Raw genomic sequence first — 19,728 nt, forward strand, 5'->3', positions numbered from 1 at the left:
TTAGGGGGCAAGGAATGAAAAGACGGGTAAAGCAAGTCGCCTTTGCCTTGGGATTTACCCTTTTGCTATTTATTTTTACGTATCAGTTTTCGGAAAAAGGAACCTGGAAACCGTGGAGCCTTCCGCTGTCGGGAAAAGTAATCGTGCTTGATCCCGGGCATGGCGGAATGGATGGCGGAGCGGTAGGCAGAGACGGGGTATTGGAAAAGGATATTTCGTTGGATATCTCCTTAAAGCTAAGGGATTATTTGCAGGAAGCTGGTGCGCTTGTCATTATGACCAGAGAGCGGGATATGGACTTAAGCGGCAGAGACAGCGGGAGGATCCGTGCCCGAAAATGGGACGATCTCAGAAAACGAAAAAAAATCATTAATGAATCCAACGGCGATTTATATGTGAGCATTCATCTGAATGCACTGCCTTCTTCGCGCTGGCGGGGAGCGCAGGTGTTTTATTCACCCTCCGATAAGAAAGGCGAGGCCGCGTCGAAATTTATTCAAAGTGAACTGAAGCGAAACCTTCAGAACACAGACCGGATCGCAAAATCCATTGAGGGCATATTTTTGCTCCGGACGAGCAAGCTGCCCGGTACACTGGTTGAAGTCGGGTTTCTATCCAATCCGAGCGAAAGGGAACTGCTGAAAACAAAATCGTACCAGCATAAAATATCCGCCTCTGTCTATCAGGGAATTTTACGCTATTATACAAAAGAAAAAGTACCAAATTGAAGGTGCACGCCAAACCGGCTTGCACCTTCAATCGTCTGTAGTCTACGATTAAGCTCATCTGTGCTATACTTGTTAAGGAGTGAAATCGAATACATGCAAAGGAAGTGTCTTATCCATGACAGAAGAAAAAGTAATTGAACTTTTATCTCGAATCCAAGACCCTTTTTTACATAAAAGCCTTGTCGAGTCCGGAGCGATTCAAGAACTAAAAGTAAAGGAAGGGTATGTCAGCCTGAAGGTTGCACTTCCCCAAACCGGATCTCAGGAGCAAATGATGCTTCAGCAGGAGATCGTCAATACGCTAAAAGGCGCGGGAGTTGAATCTGTCGGCCTGCGGTTTGAGGAGAGAAAGCCCGTTCAGGGAAGCCAGCAGCAAGCTGCAGCACCGGGTGTTCCGCCATTGCTTGCACCGGAAAGCAAAACCCAATTTATCTCCATCGCCAGCGGAAAAGGCGGTGTAGGAAAGTCAACCGTATCGGTAAACCTCGCGGTGGCGCTGGCCCGTCTTGGCAAAAAAGTCGGATTGATTGATGCCGATATTTACGGATTCAGTGTACCGGATATGATGGGGATTACCGAGCGCCCGAAAGTCGTTGGAGAAACCATTCAGCCGGTGGAGCGGTTTGGAGTGAAGGTGATTTCCATGGCTTTCTTCGTGGAAGATAACGCACCTGTCATCTGGCGCGGGCCAATGCTTGGTAAAATGCTCATGAACTTCTTCAGCGAAGTGAATTGGGGAGACCTTGATTATGTTCTGCTCGACCTGCCGCCTGGAACAGGGGACGTAGCTCTCGATGTTCATAAAATGCTGCCGAAGTCCAAAGAGATCATTGTGACCACACCTCATGCGACAGCTGCCTTTGTTGCAGCCAGAGCAGGAAGCATGGCGCTAAAGACGGATCATGAGATCCTTGGGGTTATTGAAAACATGGCTTTCTTTGAGAGCAAGATCACAGGCGAGAAAGAATATGTATTTGGCAAAGGCGGAGGAGAACGCCTGTCAGACGAGCTTGGAGTTCCGATGCTCGGACAGCTGCCTCTCGGACAGCCTGATATTAACGAAGAGGATTTTGCGCCAAGCGTTTATGCCCGAGACCATCGTTTGGGACAAGCCTATGAAGACATTGCACAAAAAGTCATCGACCATTTAAACTAAACAAAACGAAACCTCGTACCGTTTACGTACGAGGTTGTTTTATATTTACTGTTGTCCGCCGCCTTGTTGCTGGCCTTGCTGCTGTTGTCCTTGCGATCCTTTTTTAGAGGTCGACTGGTCGATCTCATCATGAGCGGCTTTTTGCAGCATCTCTGACAATTGTGCACGTACCAGTGGGCTATCGAAGGTTTCCATCATGATTTTCTTTACTTCTTTTCGGTATTGAGGCGAATTGGCAAGGTCCAGTACTTCTTTGCCCATTTCCGGGCTTTTCAGGATATTCATCATAAGCTGCTGATACGCCGGATCTTTCATCAGGCCTTTCATCAGCTTTTCATGTTCAGTCTTCATGCTTTTTGCGTAGGCTGCAGCAAATTTCGGATCTTTAAAGGCTTGCTGCCAAAACTTTGCACCTTTTGGCGACAAGAGTTCTTTTTCAATCGTTTGTTTGATGAGCGCCTGATCAAGCAAAAGTTGTTCCTTCATTTTTTCATCAGACAACACATCGGTGATGGCTTTTTTTCCATCATCTGTTTTTAAAATATCCACCAGCATTTTTTTGGTGGCGTCATAATCCATGTTCTGAGGACTGCTTCCTTGTGCTTCATTCTGGGCACAGCCGCTAAGGGCTAAAAGAAGAAAACAGAAGAGGCATGGGATCCACGTTTTTCTCACGTCTGCTCCTTCTCCTTTCTATGAGTTCTTACCATTAGGGTGGGTGTTTTACGGAGATTTATGCAGGACAAATATAGGAAAACAGTATGGCTTTTTTTGGTTAGGATTGATACAATCGATAACGGTTACATTTGGATTGGAGGCAATCATGTGAAGTCAAGAAACTGGGTCTTTTTATTTATCACAACGTTACTTATTGGGATTGGCTGTGCCATTGTTGCAGGTTTAATTTCACAATTTCCCGAAACCGGGGGCGTGAAAGAATTTCTTATCTATATACTCGGTCTTGTTGGCTTTGGCGCTTTATTTAGTGTGTTCAGCCAGATGGGATTTTTCGCTTACTTGACGGTTCACCGGTTTGGTCTGGGGATTTTCAGATCACAGTCCCTGTGGAACGGTGTTCAGATTGTCCTTATTATTGTTGTTCTTTTTGATTTGTTTTACTTGCGGTATACCGCATTTCATAAAGCGGGGCAAAGCCTTGCCTCCTACAGTTTAATTCCTATCGGGGTTTTCGCTCTTGGTTTGCTTGTAGCGTATATGAAACAGAAGCAAACGAACAAGGGAGCGTTTGTACCCACATTGTTTTTTATGATTGTGGTGACTACCATGGAATGGGTGCCCGTCTTAAAAACGAATGCACCAAGCGCCATGTGGATGGCATTCGCTTCCCTTGGTGTGTGCAACCTTTATCAGATTCTTATGCTTCACCGGCTCATTCAGCCAAAATCCGCTGCCAAATCAAAAACTTCCGCCTAAAATGGACGGAAGTTTTTTTACTTATTATTTTAATGAACCTCCTGGCTGTGTGCCTGTGTATTCGCAATCATTTCACCGACACTGACAAAGGAAAAGCCTTCTGACTTTAACTTGCCGATAATTTCCGGCAATGCTTTATGAGTTTGCTTCACAGAGTCGGAAGCATGTAGCAGCAGAATATCTCCGGGTTTCACATGATTGGTTGCATTCGAAACAATTTTGTTAACTCCAGGATTTTTCCAGTCTTTTGTATCGATACTCCAGTGTACGACAGAATGATGAGTGCCTTCTGATACCTCAAGCACCCGTTTATCAAAACTTCCATTTGGTGGCCGGATTAAAGATGTCGTCTTGCCGGACACTTTTTTGATCTTTTCCTGAGCAGTTAAGATGTCACGTCGGATCTGCGGATCTTTCCAGTCTGTATAGTCCTTGTATTGGTAACCAAGGCTCGCCAGTTCATGGCCGTCTTTTACAATGCGCTCCACAATTTCCGGATGTCGCTCTGCCCAGGCGGCTGATACGAAGAACGTACAGTTTTTGATGCCCTGCTTTTTCAAAATATCCAATATAGGCAGAGCCCGTTTATCGCCCCAACTGATGTCGAACGTTAAGGCGACTTTATTTCCTTTTGCCTCGCCTTTATAAATGGCACGCGGTCCGTCTTTGGATGAAAAAACAGATAATTGCTCTTGCCCCATAAAAGCGAGTGAAGCTGCAAAAAAAGCAGCGAATACAACAACCATGTACTGCTTTGCCTTTTTGCCATTAACCACCATAAAGAATTTCATGCCGTCCCCCCTGATCCCAATGAATTCGGTGATCCTTTTCTCTGTCAATGCTGTCTAAGGAGATGTATATGACAGCGGAGGACAAGATATAACTCTATACATAGAAATTGAAGGAGCGGGAAACATACGACAAAAAACAGATAAAGGATGTTGCAGTGTCCCATGATAGGCATAATGCTCAATAAAAGAGAAGAGAAGGAAATGGTATATCTGCTTAAAAAAGAACTCGAGGAGCTTTTGTCAGATCTTAAAGATGATCAGATTGAGCCGATGGTAAAGACTGTGCTTGAAGAACGGTATTACTTGCTTTTCCGGCTTTTTACCCTGTTGGCCTCCCCGGCAGAGTGCACACGCTTCTGTCGAAGGAAACAAGAGTACCAGTAAGGAAAAATCGGAATGGATATCTTTTTTAAAAAAAGTGTTGACTCTAAAAACAGGTACGTGGTATATTATTTCTTGTCGCTGCTGACACAGTGACTTGCAACAAACTATCAACAAGAAAGTTGTTGACATGATAGTTGCTAAGATGTTATGATGTAAAAGTCGCCAAAACGAGCGACGCAAACAAAATGTTCTTTGAAAACCAAACAAAAGCCAGAGTAAGTCAGGGATTTTACAATCCCATCAATTTCTTATTTTTAAACATTAAGAGCTATATCAAACACTTTATTGGAGAGTTTGATCCTGGCTCAGGATGAACGCTGGCGGCGTGCCTAATACATGCAAGTCGAGCGAATGACGAGGAGCTTGCTCCTCTGATTTAGCGGCGGACGGGTGAGTAACACGTGGGTAACCTGCCTGTAAGACGGGGATAACTCCGGGAAACCGGAGCTAATACCGGATGATAACGAGAAGCGCCTGCTTCTTTTTTGAAAGTCGGTTTCGGCTGACGCTTACAGATGGGCCCGCGGCGCATTAGCTAGTTGGTGAGGTAACGGCTCACCAAGGCGACGATGCGTAGCCGACCTGAGAGGGTGATCGGCCACACTGGGACTGAGACACGGCCCAGACTCCTACGGGAGGCAGCAGTAGGGAATCTTCGGCAATGGACGAAAGTCTGACCGAGCAACGCCGCGTGAGCGATGAAGGCCTTCGGGTCGTAAAGCTCTGTTGTCAGAGAAGAACAAGTACCGGAGTAACTGCCGGTACCTTGACGGTACCTGACCAGAAAGCCACGGCTAACTACGTGCCAGCAGCCGCGGTAATACGTAGGTGGCAAGCGTTATCCGGAATTATTGGGCGTAAAGCGCGCGCAGGCGGTCTTTTAAGTCTGATGTGAAAGCCCACGGCTCAACCGTGGAGGGTCATTGGAAACTGGGAGACTTGAGTGCAGGAGAGAAAAGTGGAATTCCACGTGTAGCGGTGAAATGCGTAGAGATGTGGAGGAACACCAGTGGCGAAGGCGGCTTTTTGGCCTGTAACTGACGCTGAGGCGCGAAAGCGTGGGGAGCAAACAGGATTAGATACCCTGGTAGTCCACGCCGTAAACGATGAGTGCTAGGTGTTGGGGGGTTCCACCCTCAGTGCTGACGTTAACACATTAAGCACTCCGCCTGGGGAGTACGGCCGCAAGGCTGAAACTCAAAGGAATTGACGGGGGCCCGCACAAGCAGTGGAGCATGTGGTTTAATTCGAAGCAACGCGAAGAACCTTACCAGGTCTTGACATCCTCTGACCACTTGAGAGATCAAGCTTTCCCCTTCGGGGGACAGAGTGACAGGTGGTGCATGGTTGTCGTCAGCTCGTGTCGTGAGATGTTGGGTTAAGTCCCGCAACGAGCGCAACCCTTGACCTTAGTTGCCAGCATTCAGTTGGGCACTCTAAGGTGACTGCCGGTGACAAACCGGAGGAAGGTGGGGATGACGTCAAATCATCATGCCCCTTATGACCTGGGCTACACACGTGCTACAATGGGTGGTACAAAGGGTTGCGAAGCCGCGAGGCCGAGCCAATCCCAAAAAGCCACTCTCAGTTCGGATTGTAGGCTGCAACTCGCCTACATGAAGCCGGAATTGCTAGTAATCGCGGATCAGCATGCCGCGGTGAATACGTTCCCGGGCCTTGTACACACCGCCCGTCACACCACGAGAGTTTGTAACACCCGAAGTCGGTGGGGTAACCTTTTGGAGCCAGCCGCCGAAGGTGGGACAGATGATTGGGGTGAAGTCGTAACAAGGTAGCCGTATCGGAAGGTGCGGCTGGATCACCTCCTTTCTATGGAGACATGAGCACTCAGGTGCCTCATGAATCTTACTCTGAGCTTTTGTTTGGTTTTGAAAGAACATCGTTTCTTTCAATTCATAATAAGGTTACACATTTGTTGTGGCCATGTTCCTTGAAAACTAGATAACGAAACATCCAAACAAGCCAACTAATTCATTAGTTGTGCGCTGATTTAGTACTATTTTTAACGATCTTACGATCGTGTTAAAGGTTAAGCTAGAAAGGGCGCACGGTGGATGCCTTGGCACTAGGAGCCGAAGAAGGACGGGACGAACACCGATATGCCTCGGGGAGCTGTAAGTAAGCGTTGATCCGGGGATTTCCGAATGGGGGAACCCACCATCCGTAATGGGATGGTATCCATATCTGAATACATAGGATATGAGAAGGCATACCCGGGGAACTGAAACATCTAAGTACCCGGAGGAAGAGAAAGCAAATGCGATTTCCTGAGTAGCGGCGAGCGAAACGGAAACAGCCCAAACCAGAGGGCTTGCCCTCTGGGGTTGTAGGACACTCTACATGGAGTTACAAAGGAACGGGGTAGATGAAGCGGTCTGGAAAGGCCGGCCAAAGAAGGTAACAGCCCTGTAGTTGAAACTTCGTTCCCTCCTGAGTGGATCCTGAGTACGGCGGGACACGTGAAACCCCGTCGGAATCCGGGAGGACCATCTCCCAAGGCTAAATACTCCCTAGTGACCGATAGTGAACCAGTACCGTGAGGGAAAGGTGAAAAGCACCCCGGAAGGGGAGTGAAAGAGATCCTGAAACCGTGTGCCTACAAGTAGTTGGAGCCCATTAACGGGTGACAGCGTGCCTTTTGTAGAATGAACCGGCGAGTTACGATAACGTGCAAGGTTAAGCCGAGAAGGCGGAGCCGCAGCGAAAGCGAGTCTGAATAGGGCGCCATAGTACGTTGTCGTAGACCCGAAACCGTGTGATCTACCCATGTCCAGGGTGAAGTTCAGGTAACACTGAATGGAGGCCCGAACCCACGCACGTTGAAAAGTGCGGGGATGAGGTGTGGGTAGGGGTGAAATGCCAATCGAACACGGAGATAGCTGGTTCTCCCCGAAATAGCTTTAGGGCTAGCCTCGCGGCTAGAGTCCTGGAGGTAGAGCACTGATTGGACTAGGGGCCCCCACAGGGTTACCGAATTCAGTCAAACTCCGAATGCCAGAGACTTATCCGCGGGAGTCAGACTGCGAGTGATAAGATCCGTAGTCAAGAGGGAAACAGCCCAGACCATCAGCTAAGGTCCCAAAGTATACGTTAAGTGGGAAAGGATGTGGAGTTGCCCAGACAACCAGGATGTTGGCTTAGAAGCAGCCACCATTTAAAGAGTGCGTAATAGCTCACTGGTCGAGTGACTCTGCGCCGAAAATGTACCGGGGCTAAACGTATCACCGAAGCTATGGATTGTACCGTCAGGTACAGTGGTAGGGGAGCGTTCGAAGTGCGGTGAAGTCAGACCGGAAGGACTGGTGGAGCGCTTTGAAGTGAGAATGCCGGTATGAGTAGCGAAAGACAAGTGAGAATCTTGTCCATCGAAAGCCTAAGGTTTCCTGAGGAAGGCTCGTCCGCTCAGGGTTAGTCGGGACCTAAGCCGAGGCCGAAAGGCGTAGGCGATGGCCAACAGGTTGAAATTCCTGTACCACCTCCTTTCCGTTTGAACGACGGGGGGACGCAGGAAGGTAGGGAGAGCGCGCGAATGGAAATGCGCGTCTAAGCAGTTAGGCTGATTGTGAGGCAAATCCCGCAATCGTGAAGGCTGAGCTGTGACGGCGAGGGAAATTACAGTACCGAAGTCCCTGATCCTACACTGCCAAGAAAAGCCTCTAGTGAGGAAAGAGGTGCCCGTACCGCAAACCGACACAGGTAGGCGAGGAGAGAATCCTAAGATGATCGGGAGAACTCTCGTTAAGGAACTCGGCAAAATGACCCCGTAACTTCGGGAGAAGGGGTGCTCTGGTAGGGTTTATCGCCCGAGAGAGCCGCAGTGAATAGATCCAAGCGACTGTTTAGCAAAAACACAGGTCTCTGCGAAGCCGCAAGGCGAAGTATAGGGGCTGACACCTGCCCGGTGCTGGAAGGTTAAGAGGAGGGGTTATCCCTTAGGGGAGAAGCTCTGAATTGAAGCCCCAGTAAACGGCGGCCGTAACTATAACGGTCCTAAGGTAGCGAAATTCCTTGTCGGGTAAGTTCCGACCCGCACGAAAGGTGTAACGATTTGGATACTGTCTCAACGAGAGACCCGGTGAAATTATAGTACCTGTGAAGATGCAGGTTACCCGCGACAGGACGGAAAGACCCCATGGAGCTTTACTGCAGCTTGATATTGGATTTTGGTACAGTTTGTACAGGATAGGTAGGAGCCTGAGAAGTCGGAGCGCCAGCTTCGATGGAGGCGTCGGTGGGATACTACCCTGACTGTATTGAAATTCTAACCTGGAACCGTGATCCGGTTCGGAGACAGTGTCAGGTGGGCAGTTTGACTGGGGCGGTCGCCTCCTAAATCGTAACGGAGGCGCCCAAAGGTTCCCTCAGAATGGTTGGAAATCATTCGCAGAGTGTAAAGGCACAAGGGAGCTTGACTGCGAGACCTACAAGTCGAGCAGGGACGAAAGTCGGGCTTAGTGATCCGGTGGTTCCGCATGGAAGGGCCATCGCTCAACGGATAAAAGCTACCCTGGGGATAACAGGCTTATCTCCCCCAAGAGTCCACATCGACGGGGAGGTTTGGCACCTCGATGTCGGCTCATCGCATCCTGGGGCTGAAGTAGGTCCCAAGGGTTGGGCTGTTCGCCCATTAAAGCGGTACGCGAGCTGGGTTCAGAACGTCGTGAGACAGTTCGGTCCCTATCCGTCGCGGGCGCAGGAAATTTGAGAGGAGCTGTCCTTAGTACGAGAGGACCGGGATGGACACACCGCTGGTGTACCAGTTGTTCCGCCAGGGGCATAGCTGGGTAGCTACGTGTGGACGGGATAAGTGCTGAAAGCATCTAAGCATGAAGCCCCCCTCAAGATGAGATTTCCCATCACGTCAAGTGAGTAAGACCCCTTAGAGATGATGAGGTTGATAGGTCTGGTGTGGAAGCGTGGTGACACGTGGAGCTGACAGATACTAATCGGTCGAGGGCTTATCCTTAAAAACAAAAGCGGAATGAACCGCTTATATCCGACAAGCGTTGGAGACCCTGACAAGAACACGATTTTGGTGTTCGTGGGAAGGGACGAAACGACCTCGAGGATATGGTTCATGAAGCTGGACGTTATCAGTAAGTTTGGATGAAGGTTATCTAGTTTTGAGGGAATATGCCTCAAAAAAAGCTCTTGCCAAAAGAGCAAAAACATTGTAAAATATATCTTGTCCTTGTAATTTAGGACAAACTTTGAAAGACAGTCTGGTGGCGATAGCGAAGAGGTCACACCCGTTCCCATACCGAACACGGAAGTTAAGCTCTTTTGCGCCGATGGTAGTTGGGGGATTCCCCCTGTTAGAGTAGGACGCTGCCGGGCTTTCATTTCAACCCTTTTTGTTTGTGGATTTCTAATTAGTTTATTATTCCACAGTAGCTCAGTGGTAGAGCTATCGGCTGTTAACCGATCGGTCGTAGGTTCGAGTCCTACCTGTGGAGCCATGCTTCCATAGCTCAGTAGGTAGAGTGCTTCCATGGTAAGGAAGAGGTCACCGGTTCGAGCCCGGTTGGAAGCTCCAGTCGGCCCGTTGGTCAAGCGGTTAAGACACCGCCCTTTCACGGCGGTAACACGGGTTCGAATCCCGTACGGGTCACCATGTTTTTTCATGAAAATGAAAACAACCAAGTTCTTTTGAAAAAAAGAACCAAGTTCTTTTCTAACGAAAAGAACCAATAATATTCCATTTGGAGGATTAGCTCAGCTGGGAGAGCACCTGCCTTACAAGCAGGGGGTCGGCGGTTCGAACCCGTCATCCTCCACCATTTTTATCACCATTGTTTACAACGCCGGTTTAGCTCAATTGGTAGAGCAACTGACTTGTAATCAGTAGGTTGGGGGTTCAAGTCCTCTAGCCGGCACCATTTTAATAAGAAATACCGGAATCCTTTTTTTATGTGGAGGGGTAGCGAAGTGGCTAAACGCGGCGGACTGTAAATCCGCTCCCTCCGGGTTCGGCGGTTCGAATCCGTCCCCCTCCACCACTTATCTTTTTAAAAACAGTTTTGGTAAGCAACATGAGCCATTAGCTCAGTCACGAGCAACGCTTCGTGGTTGAACGGCGAGTTGTCTCGACGGACATAACAACATGAGCCATTAGCTCAGTCGGTAGAGCATCTGACTTTTAATCAGAGGGTCGAAGGTTCGAGTCCTTCATGGCTCACCACTTTCTGAATAAAAGACAGAAAGCATGGGCATAACGTTATAATAAGGTTAATATGCGGGTGTAGTTTAGTGGTAAAACAAGAGCCTTCCAAGCTCTGGTCGTGAGTTCGATTCTCATCACCCGCTCCATTTTATTTTGGGGCCTTAGCTCAGCTGGGAGAGCGCCTGCCTTGCACGCAGGAGGTCAGCGGTTCGATCCCGCTAGGCTCCACCATACATAATAAACGTACAGTCTTTGGACTTTTGTCCAAAGGCTTTTTTTATTGCCGAATGCCAGACTCTTATTCCTTCATTTGATCCAACTGTATCTAATAATTATCCACTCTATCTATAGAAAGCGCTTACTACCGGGTATATCTATGCAATTTTCTGTCCAGTTGAACCACCTGTAAGGGACAGGCTAAAATTAATTGAAAGAATATTGAAACGCAGCTTAGGGGGAGGCCTACATATGAAGAAGGATATTACACTTATCGGGGTACCAATGGATTTAGGGCAAACACGGCGGGGAGTAGATATGGGTCCAAGTGCCATTCGATATGCAGGCATTGTGGAACGGCTGAAGGATATTGAATACAACGTTCTCGACTTTGGGGATATTGAGATTGCCCGGCCGGGAACGATCGAGGAAACCATTGAAACGAACCTGAAGAACCTGGAAGAAGTGGCTTCTGCCAGTGAGAACCTGGCTCAGGCTGTTTCGGATGTTATTCAGGAGAACCGCTTTCCGCTTGTTCTGGGAGGGGACCACAGTATCGCGATCGGATCACTTGCAGGCATCTCCAAGCATTATGAGAACCTTGGGGTCATCTGGTATGATGCCCATGGAGACTTGAACACAGCAGATACCTCACCAAGCGGAAACATTCATGGTATGCCTCTTGCTGCAAGTTTGGGCATTGGCCATGAATCGTTAACTCGCATTGGGGGATACGAACAGAAAGTTAAACCGGAAAATATCGTTATCATCGGGGCGCGTTCTCTTGATGAGGGAGAAAAGACGTTGATCAAGGAACGCGGGATCAAGGTGTATACGATGCATGAGATTGACCGGATCGGTATGACGAAGGTGATGGAGGAAACGATTGAGTACTTGTCCGCAAAAACAGATGGAGTTCACCTCAGTCTTGACCTTGACGGGCTCGATCCCCAGGATGCCCCGGGAGTGGGTACACCGGTTCTCGGCGGAATCAGCTACAGAGAAAGCCATTTGGCGATGGAAATGCTGGCTGAATCACAGCTCATTACTTCCGCGGAATTTGTGGAGGTCAACCCGATTTTGGATGAACGAAATAAAACAGCGACAGTAGCGGTCGCCTTGATGGGCTCCCTTTTTGGTGAAAAGCTTCTATAATAAACAAATTAAAAACAGCTGCTCTATTTTAAGAGTAGCTGTTTTTTACGTTCGCTTTTTGGAATTCATTTAAGAGGGCATCTATATGTTGGCTCATTTCAACGATTTCATCAGCGATTAATGGCATAAATTTAGACATTTCATTCATTTTTTTTCGAGATACTTCAATTTCTCTAAGTAGGATATTGCGGTCCATAGGTACACGCTCCTTATAGATTATCTTAATTTCCAGTATTCCCGCAATTATCCATTGTGAAACTTTATTTGTAAAAAATGTATAAAAATATTTTCGATAGTCTTACCGTTTCATGCTAAAATTAAAACTGCTTTATTTTTTTAAGAACTTGAAACTTTTTTGTGTTCGATACGTAGAAAAATACGAACCATAACTGGTGGTGGACAATTGAAATGGAATCATTAATAAACAGCCTGGTTACTCAGGTTAAATCGGGTAACCGGGAGGCTTTTGAAGGCCTGGTGGAGATCTATAAGGATAAGATCTACCGGCTGTGCTATAGAATGGTCGGCGACAGGCATGAAGCAGAAGATCTGGCACAGGAGGCCTTTGTACGGGCTTTTGTGAACATAGATAAATACAGCGGAAGCTATAAGTTTTCAACGTGGCTGTACCGGATCGCCACAAATTTATGCATTGACCGGCTGAGGAAAAGAAAGCCGGATTACTCCATGGATGCAGAAATTCCGGGGACGGAAGGTGCCACATTGTACAGCCAGGTAGCAGATGCGGATCCGCTGCCGGAAGAAGAAGTGGAAGAAAAAGAAAAACATGACCATCTGCAGCAGGAAATCATGAAGCTTCCTGAAAAATACAGAACAGCCATATTGCTGAAGTACATTGAGGACATGTCTCTCGATGAGATCAGTTCTGTGATGGACCTGCCCGTTCCTACCGTGAAAACCAGGATCCATCGGGGAAGAGAAGCGTTGAAAAAGGCATACAAAAAGGTTGCGAAATCGAGGTGAACATAATGTCATGTGAATCAGAAGAATATATGGATCTCATTGATAAAGCCCTTGATGGGGAAATTACAGCAGATGAACAGACAGAGCTGGAGCGTCATATGGAAAGCTGTGAGAGCTGCAAAGAGCATTATCATGCATTAAAGGAAATTATTTATGAAATGAAAGAAGCATCCCCTGTGGTGGCGCCTGCACATTTTACAGAAATTGTGATGAAAAAGCTGCCGGAAGTGAAAAAGCGGAGTATGCCGGCACAATGGATCAGGCGTTATCCAGTCTTAACCGCTGCGGCTGTTTTCTTAATCTTAATGTTTGGCTCCGTGATGGCAGGCTGGAATACGGAGAATGATTTTGCGGTGCATTCAGCAGCCAGTAATATAAAGGTGAATTCTGCCGCCCATACAGTAACCGTGCCAAAAGGGGAAACGGTCAAAGGAGACCTGGTCGTTGAAAATGGCGACATTAAGGTCGAAGGCAAGGTCGAGGGCAATGTGGTGGTTATAAAGGGAGAAAAATATATGGCTTCTGCCGGACAAATCACCGGGGACAGCCAGGAAATCCATGAGGCAGTAGAATGGGTTTGGTATAAACTAAAAACGTTCTTTACCGGACAGGAACAAAAATAGGATTGCACATCGAATGATTATAGAGTAGTTGACAAGCCGCCTGATTGAGGGCTGGCTTTTTCCTTTATTACGCCAATTAAGCAGATTCAAATAGCGTTGAATTTTTAAAGGAAAGGTCTGGATATGCTATAATAAGGGATGTTGTATATTATGACCATTGTTGCACTACATTAACAGAAAGGGTAGTTCCCGAAGTGGAGTGATGTCATGTTACCTGTTGGAAGTTTTAGCTTAGGTAACTATATTAGCCAGATTGTTGATATTTTACTGGTTACCTATGTTTTTTATAAATTGATCATGCTGATCCGCGGAACAAAAGCGGTACAGCTGTTAAAAGGAATTGTTATAATCGTAGCCGTTTGGCTTGCCAGCAGCTTCTTTGAACTGAGGACCATGAGCTGGCTGATGGATAAGGCCATTACATATGGACTGCTTGCGATTATTATTATTTTTCAACCTGAACTGAGGCGCGCACTGGAACAGCTTGGGCGCGGTAAACTGTTTTCAAGAGCGGGTGGGGCTGAGGAAGAGGAAATGGAAAAATCCATTGCTGCCATCGTGAAGGCTACCGGCTATATGGCCAAACGCCGTATCGGAGCGATCATGTCGTTCGAACGGGAAACAGGGCTGACGGATTATGTGGAAACGGGAATTCCCATCCATTCCAAACTCACTTCGGAGCTCTTAACCAATATTTTTGTACCCAATACTCCATTGCATGATGGAGCCGTTATCTTGCGGCCGAATGAAATTATAGCAGCAGGCTGCTATTTACCGCTTACGGAAAGTCCATTTGTGTCCAAGGAACTTGGTACAAGACACAGGGCAGCCATTGGAGTCAGCGAAGTGACCGATGCGATAACAGTGGTTGTTTCAGAGGAAACGGGTGGAGTTTCCATTACCAAGAACGGGGAAATTCACCGTAACCTGGATGAGGAATCTTTAAAAAATTTATTAACTGCCGAACTCATGGGTTCGGGCCGCTCGGCTTCCTCATCACGCTGGAATTGGAGGGGGAAGAAAAATGGACAAACTCCTTAGAAGCAATTGGTTCGTAAAGATCATCGCTTTTCTTCTGGCTCTCATGCTTTACACCGTGATATCGATGGAAGACCAGCAGCAGACCAGCAGGAATGCTCTGTTTACATCGGTGTCCAAAAACACTCAAACTGTGAACGGAGTAGAAATTGTCCCATACTTCGATGAAAATAAATATGTACTTACTGACATGCCTCGATCCGTGGATGTCAAACTTACGGGTGAGTCCAACCTGGTGACCAAGGCTTTGAAGGTCGACCGGAAAATACAAGTTTATATAGATCTGACCAAGTTAGGACCAGGTACTCATACCGTTCCGGTCAAATTGAAAAATGTACCGGATGAACTCGATGCTGTGCCTTCCCCAAAACAAGTGAAGGTAACGCTTCATCAAAAACGAACCAGGCAGATTCCGATAAGTCTTGATCTTAAAAACAAAGCAAAGCTGCCGGAAGGATATGAAACCGGCAAGGTCGACTTCTCACCGAAATCTGTTTACGTGACCGGGCCGGATGATTACATCAGCAGCATTGAAAGCGTACGGGCGTCGGTCGATGTTTCAAATGCAAAAGACAATGTGGAAACAAGAGTACCTTTAAGAGCGTATGACAGCCAGGGGAACCTTGTGGATGTGCTGATTGATCCGAAGTCAGTCAATGTGACGGTGCCGATATCCAAGCCGGAAAAGACCGTTCCGCTGAGCATCAATAAAAAAGGAGATCTCCCGGAAGGCTTGACCCTTGCAGGGATCACATTTGATCCAAAAGAGGTTACACTGTCAGGGCCATCTTCCGCTCTGGATAAAATTAATGAAATCAGCGATGTTGATGTAGATTTATCAAAAATAAAGAAAGATTCAATGGTTGATGTGGATGTACCTCTTCCGGACGGAGCAGAATCGGTCAACCCAAAGCAAGTGAAGGTGAACGTTGACGTGGAGAAAGATACGGGAACAAAGACGTTAAAAAACGTTCCCATTGAAATCCGCGGAGAAGACAGTGAGCAGCCGGCTTCCTTCGTATCGCCTTCTGACGGGAAAATGGATGTGACCATCTCAGGAAGCAAGAAGACTATCGATGGACTGGATGCTTCTGACATTACGGCCTATGTCGATGTGAGCAACCTGGAACCAGGGGAGCACACAGTAACCATCCATGCCTCCAATTCCAAGAACCTGAAGATGGAGACAGAGGTTTCTGAAGCGACCATTTCCATTGAAAAACCTGCTTCCGAGACAAATAATAGTACAGACGAGCAGAACAACGACACGCCTGCACAGCCTGACGAGAACAGCACCACCAATAAAGACGATGGAAAAAAAGAGAACCCAGCCGTAGCAAAATCAAAATCAGAGGAAAAATCGGATCCTACCGAATCACAGACTGAAGGAGAGAATTAAATCATGGGAAAATACTTTGGAACAGACGGGGTAAGAGGCGTTGCCAATACAGAACTTACCCCGGAACTAGCATTTAAACTGGGCCGCTTTGGGGGATATGTATTAACAAAGGAAACTCAAAAGCCAAAAGTTCTGATTGGACGGGATACACGAATTTCCGGACATATGCTTGAAGGAGCATTGGTTGCGGGCCTATTATCCACCGGAGCTGAAGTATTGCGGTTGGGTGTTGTCTCTACACCATGCGTCGCCTATTTGACAAAGGCGCTTGGCGCTCAGGCAGGGGTCATGATCTCCGCTTCTCACAATCCGGTAGAAGACAACGGAATCAAATTTTTCGGGTCAGACGGATTCAAGCTTCTTGATGAACAGGAGGCTGAAATTGAGGTACTGCTCGATCAGGAGCAGGATCAACTTCCGCGTCCGTCAGGCGGAGATATCGGATCTGTTGGCGATTACTTTGAAGGCGGTCAGAAGTACCTTCAGTATCTTAAACAGACGGTTGAGGGAGATTTCTCCGGCCTTCATATTGCGCTTGACTGCGCCCACGGAGCGACCTCTTCTCTTGCGCCGCATCTATTCGCGGACCTGGAAGCTGATATTTCGACCATGGGAACCAACCCGAACGGCCTGAACATTAATGACGGAGTGGGCTCGACCCATCCCGAAAAACTGGCTGAACTGGTGAAGGAAAAAGGAGCAGACATGGGTCTTGCCTTTGATGGGGACGGCGATCGTCTGATTGCGATTGATGAGAACGGTGAGATTGTAGACGGCGACCAGATCATGTTTATTTGTGCCACATACCTGAAAGAACAAGGCGGACTTAAAAATGACACGATCGTTTCTACGGTCATGAGCAACCTTGGCTTCTATAAAGGACTCGAAGAAAAAGAGGTAAAATCGGTCCAAACAGCGGTTGGTGACCGATATGTCATGGAAGAAATGAGAAAGAACGGCTATAACCTCGGGGGAGAACAGTCCGGACATATCATTTTCCTTGACCATACAACAACAGGTGACGGAATGCTCTCTGCTATTCAATTGGCAAGCATCGTAAAGCAAACCAAGCGTCCATTATCCGAGCTTGCCAATGAAATGAAAAAATTCCCTCAGCTTTTGATCAATGTGAAAGTCGCAGATAAAACAAAGCTGCAGGGCAATGATACAGTGAAGGCTGCCATCGACAAGGTGGAAGACGAGATGAATGGAAACGGCCGCGTTCTTGTCCGTCCGTCCGGAACAGAACCGCTCGTCCGCGTTATGGTTGAAGCACCGACAAAAGAGCAGTGCCAAACCTACGCTGAAGAGATTGTTGAAGTGGTGAAAGCGGAGCTTGTTTAACAAAAGGCACCCTCATTCAACAAAGTAGACACGAAAAATATGCATAAGCGTATCACCAACCGATACGCTTATGCATATTTTATTAAAAATTTATTAAGCTACTTGGCAACCAATTGACGCTTATCACAAAACAGGCTATCATTAAGTTTATCTTGACTTGGAAACGGGAAGGAGGATAGAGTGGTCAATTAAATACCAAAGCGCCTGAACTATTTTCGGACGAAATGAAAATAGTTGACGAGGAAGAGGTTCATCGATCATTCGGCGGATGCCTCTCGGAATCAGTCACTTTCGTTAGCTTTTATCTAAAACAGGCAAGGCGACTTCCTGTACAAAAATAAAAGCAGTGGCCAATTTATTATAAAAAAAGACATAGGTGGGGCTGTGAGCCCCGCTCACAGTCCCCCTGTCGCGGCGGGTCCAGCATCAGATAAAGAGCTGTTCCTGACCAAAGGGAGGATAATTTAAATGTGCGGAATTGTAGGTTATGTAGGTAATAAGGATGCGAAGGAAATCTTGCTTCGAGGACTTGAAAAGCTGGAATATCGCGGTTATGACTCTGCAGGGATTGCAGTTGTCGATCAGGACGGCGTGCAGGTTTTCAAGGAAAAAGGAAGAATTGCTGTGTTGCGCGACATCGTTGACCAAAACGTTGAATCCACAATGGGGATCGGACATACCCGCTGGGCAACCCACGGAGCGCCAAGCAAAGTGAACTCGCATCCACACCAAAGTTCTGCAGGACGTTTCACACTTGTTCATAACGGTGTAATCGAGAACTACGGAAAAGTGAAAAAAGAATACTTACAGGATGTAACATTCGTAAGTGATACAGATACAGAAGTTGTCGTGCAGATCATCGAGAAATTCGTGAACGAAGGCGAAAGCGTAGAAGAAGCTTTCCGCCATGCTCTTTCTGTTATCAAAGGTTCTTACGCCATTGCATTGGTTGATAACCAAGATCCAGACACCATCTATGTTGGAAAAAATAAAAGCCCGCTTTTGGTTGGTGTTGGGGAAGGCTTTAACGTTGTAGCAAGTGATGCTATGGCCATGATTTCCCAAACTGACAAATACGTGGAGCTTATGGACGAAGAAATCGTCATCGTAACGCGTGATTCTTATACCATCAAAACGCTCGACGGCCAGGAAGTTTCTCGTGAGCCATACACTGCCGAGCTTGATGCAAGCGATATTGAAAAGGGTACTTACCCTCACTATATGCTCAAGGAAATTGACGAGCAGCCGTTCGTTATGCGTAACATCATCAAGCATTACCAGAACGAAGACGGCAACCTGAAGCTTGACGATGATATTCGCCAGGCCATGAAAGAAACGGACCGCATTTACATCGTAGCTTGCGGTACCAGCTATAATGCCGGTCTTGTTGGTAAGCAATTGATCGAAAACATCGCAAAAGTACCGGTTGAAGTGCACATTGCCAGCGAATTTGTCTACAACATGCCGCTTCTTTCCGAGAAGCCGCTGTTCATCTTCATCTCTCAATCCGGAGAAACAGCTGACAGCCGTGCCGTGCTTGTAGCGATCAAGAAGCTCGGACACAAGGCACTGACGATTACAAACGTTCCAGGATCCACGCTTTCAAGGGAAGCGAACTATACGCTTAACCTTTATGCAGGTCCTGAGATTGCCGTAGCTTCAACCAAGGCGTATACGGCGCAAATCGCTGTTCTGGCGATCCTTGCAGTTGATGCCGCTCGTGCGCAGGGAATTGAACTTGATTTCAACCCGCTTCAGGAGCTTGCGATTGTGGCGAATGCGATTGAATCATTAACGGACCAAAAAGAAACCATGGAACGTGTCGCTCAGGAATACCTTTCCGAAACACGCAATGCATTCTTTATCGGCCGTGCGGTTGACTACTTTGTCTGCCTGGAAGGCTCTCTGAAGCTGAAAGAGATCTCTTACATCCAGGCTGAAGGATTTGCCGGAGGAGAACTTAAGCATGGTACGATCGCATTGATTGAAGACGGCACACCGGTTATTGCTCTTTCCACTCAGCAGCACGTGGATCTAAGCATCCGTGGTAACGTGAAGGAAGTAGCAGCACGCGGAGCCAACACTTGCGTGATCAGTACAGAAGCAACAAAGGACGAAGGAGACCGTATCGTACTTCCAGAAGTACATGAATACCTTACTCCGCTCGTATCTGTTGTACCGCTTCAATTGATTGCCTACTACGCTGCCCTTCACCGTGATTGTGACGTGGATAAGCCGCGTAATCTTGCGAAAAGTGTAACGGTTGAATAGGAAATAATTCAAGCAAGACCC

Annotated in this window: 14 protein-coding genes, 9 tRNA genes and 3 rRNA genes; 23 read left to right on the plus strand and 3 right to left on the minus strand. The window is 47.4% G+C overall.

Annotation, left to right across the window (positions count from 1 at the left end; genetic code table 11):
• The first annotated feature begins 14 nt into the window (after positions 1-14).
• On the plus strand, positions 15-728 hold the full coding sequence (gene cwlD / locus QNH15_RS00895) for an N-acetylmuramoyl-L-alanine amidase CwlD (RefSeq protein WP_129478505.1): 714 nt from the start codon (positions 15-17) through the stop codon (positions 726-728).
• A 115-nt stretch (positions 729-843) separates the two neighbouring features.
• The gene (locus tag QNH15_RS00900; protein WP_283891907.1) at positions 844-1,884 is read left to right on the plus strand and encodes an Mrp/NBP35 family ATP-binding protein; all 1,041 of its coding nucleotides are present in this window, start codon (positions 844-846) and stop codon (positions 1,882-1,884) included.
• A 45-nt stretch (positions 1,885-1,929) separates the two neighbouring features.
• Here QNH15_RS00900 and gerD read toward each other — a convergent pair whose 3' ends face one another.
• A complete protein-coding gene (gene gerD, locus QNH15_RS00905; RefSeq protein ID WP_283891908.1) occupies positions 1,930-2,559 on the minus strand; it encodes a spore germination lipoprotein GerD in 630 nt (209 codons plus the stop codon).
• Between the two features lie 150 nt (positions 2,560-2,709).
• On the opposite strand from gerD, the gene QNH15_RS00910 reads away from it, so the two are divergent.
• A complete protein-coding gene (locus QNH15_RS00910; protein ID WP_061975771.1) occupies positions 2,710-3,318 on the plus strand; it encodes a KinB-signaling pathway activation protein in 609 nt (202 codons plus the stop codon).
• A 29-nt stretch (positions 3,319-3,347) separates the two neighbouring features.
• Here the strand turns inward: QNH15_RS00910 and pdaB are convergent, their stop codons facing one another.
• Entirely contained in the window at positions 3,348-4,109 is a 762-nt protein-coding gene (pdaB, locus tag QNH15_RS00915) for a polysaccharide deacetylase family sporulation protein PdaB (protein ID WP_061975763.1), read from the minus strand.
• Between the two features lie 162 nt (positions 4,110-4,271).
• Between pdaB and QNH15_RS00920 the strand changes: the two genes are divergently transcribed.
• From QNH15_RS00920 to rocF, 14 genes are all read left to right on the plus strand, one after another.
• Positions 4,272-4,493 (plus strand): hypothetical protein, encoded by a 222-nt coding sequence (locus QNH15_RS00920; protein WP_283891910.1) that lies wholly within the window; start codon positions 4,272-4,274, stop codon positions 4,491-4,493.
• 282 nt (positions 4,494-4,775) lie between these two features.
• A 16S ribosomal RNA gene (locus QNH15_RS00925) occupies positions 4,776-6,323 on the plus strand.
• 218 nt (positions 6,324-6,541) lie between these two features.
• Positions 6,542-9,480: ribosomal RNA gene (locus QNH15_RS00930) — 23S ribosomal RNA — on the plus strand.
• A gap of 255 nt (positions 9,481-9,735) precedes the next feature.
• Positions 9,736-9,851 (plus strand): 5S ribosomal RNA (gene rrf, locus QNH15_RS00935).
• Together the 16S, 23S and 5S rRNA genes with 9 tRNA genes alongside form the textbook arrangement of a ribosomal RNA operon.
• A 47-nt stretch (positions 9,852-9,898) precedes the next feature.
• A tRNA-Asn gene (locus tag QNH15_RS00940) sits at positions 9,899-9,973 on the plus strand.
• A 1-nt stretch (position 9,974) separates the two neighbouring features.
• Positions 9,975-10,050: transfer RNA gene (locus QNH15_RS00945), tRNA-Thr, on the plus strand.
• A gap of 3 nt (positions 10,051-10,053) precedes the next feature.
• Positions 10,054-10,128: transfer RNA gene (locus QNH15_RS00950), tRNA-Glu, on the plus strand.
• 90 nt (positions 10,129-10,218) lie between these two features.
• Positions 10,219-10,294: transfer RNA gene (locus QNH15_RS00955), tRNA-Val, on the plus strand.
• Positions 10,295-10,317: 23 nt separating this feature from the next.
• Positions 10,318-10,393: transfer RNA gene (locus QNH15_RS00960), tRNA-Thr, on the plus strand.
• A gap of 35 nt (positions 10,394-10,428) precedes the next feature.
• A tRNA-Tyr gene (locus QNH15_RS00965) sits at positions 10,429-10,513 on the plus strand.
• A 106-nt stretch (positions 10,514-10,619) separates the two neighbouring features.
• A tRNA-Lys gene (locus QNH15_RS00970) sits at positions 10,620-10,695 on the plus strand.
• A 54-nt stretch (positions 10,696-10,749) separates the two neighbouring features.
• Positions 10,750-10,823, plus strand: a tRNA-Gly gene (locus QNH15_RS00975).
• Positions 10,824-10,832: 9 nt separating this feature from the next.
• Positions 10,833-10,908 (plus strand) — tRNA-Ala (locus QNH15_RS00980).
• Between the two features lie 237 nt (positions 10,909-11,145).
• Positions 11,146-12,048, plus strand: a complete 903-nt coding sequence (rocF, locus tag QNH15_RS00985; protein WP_283891912.1) for an arginase — start codon at positions 11,146-11,148, stop codon at positions 12,046-12,048.
• Positions 12,049-12,076: 28 nt separating this feature from the next.
• Here rocF and QNH15_RS00990 read toward each other — a convergent pair whose 3' ends face one another.
• A complete protein-coding gene (locus QNH15_RS00990) occupies positions 12,077-12,244 on the minus strand; it encodes an aspartyl-phosphate phosphatase Spo0E family protein (RefSeq protein ID WP_082635932.1) in 168 nt (55 codons plus the stop codon).
• 212 nt (positions 12,245-12,456) lie between these two features.
• Between QNH15_RS00990 and sigW the strand changes: the two genes are divergently transcribed.
• From sigW to glmS, 6 genes are all read left to right on the plus strand, one after another.
• The gene (gene sigW / locus QNH15_RS00995; protein ID WP_283891915.1) at positions 12,457-13,032 is read left to right on the plus strand and encodes an RNA polymerase sigma factor SigW; all 576 of its coding nucleotides are present in this window, start codon (positions 12,457-12,459) and stop codon (positions 13,030-13,032) included.
• Positions 13,033-13,037: 5 nt separating this feature from the next.
• A complete protein-coding gene (locus tag QNH15_RS01000) occupies positions 13,038-13,655 on the plus strand; it encodes an anti-sigma factor family protein (protein WP_283891917.1) in 618 nt (205 codons plus the stop codon).
• Positions 13,656-13,862: 207 nt separating this feature from the next.
• Entirely contained in the window at positions 13,863-14,696 is an 834-nt protein-coding gene (cdaA, locus tag QNH15_RS01005) for a diadenylate cyclase CdaA (protein WP_061975781.1), read from the plus strand.
• A complete protein-coding gene (locus tag QNH15_RS01010; RefSeq protein WP_283891921.1) occupies positions 14,680-16,092 on the plus strand; it encodes a CdaR family protein in 1,413 nt (470 codons plus the stop codon). The genes cdaA and QNH15_RS01010 overlap by 17 nt, the downstream gene beginning before the upstream one ends.
• A 3-nt stretch (positions 16,093-16,095) precedes the next feature.
• The gene (glmM, locus tag QNH15_RS01015) at positions 16,096-17,436 is read left to right on the plus strand and encodes a phosphoglucosamine mutase (protein WP_061975786.1); all 1,341 of its coding nucleotides are present in this window, start codon (positions 16,096-16,098) and stop codon (positions 17,434-17,436) included.
• A 468-nt stretch (positions 17,437-17,904) separates the two neighbouring features.
• Positions 17,905-19,707 carry a glutamine--fructose-6-phosphate transaminase (isomerizing) gene (glmS, locus tag QNH15_RS01020; RefSeq protein WP_283891923.1) on the plus strand — a complete coding sequence of 601 codons (1,803 nt, stop codon included), beginning with the start codon at positions 17,905-17,907 and terminating at the stop codon, positions 19,705-19,707.
• Positions 19,708-19,728: the final 21 nt, after the last annotated feature.

This window comes from Fictibacillus enclensis (genome assembly GCF_030123385.1).
In the GTDB taxonomy this organism is placed as follows: Bacteria; Bacillota; Bacilli; order Bacillales; family Fictibacillaceae; genus Fictibacillus_C; species Fictibacillus_C enclensis.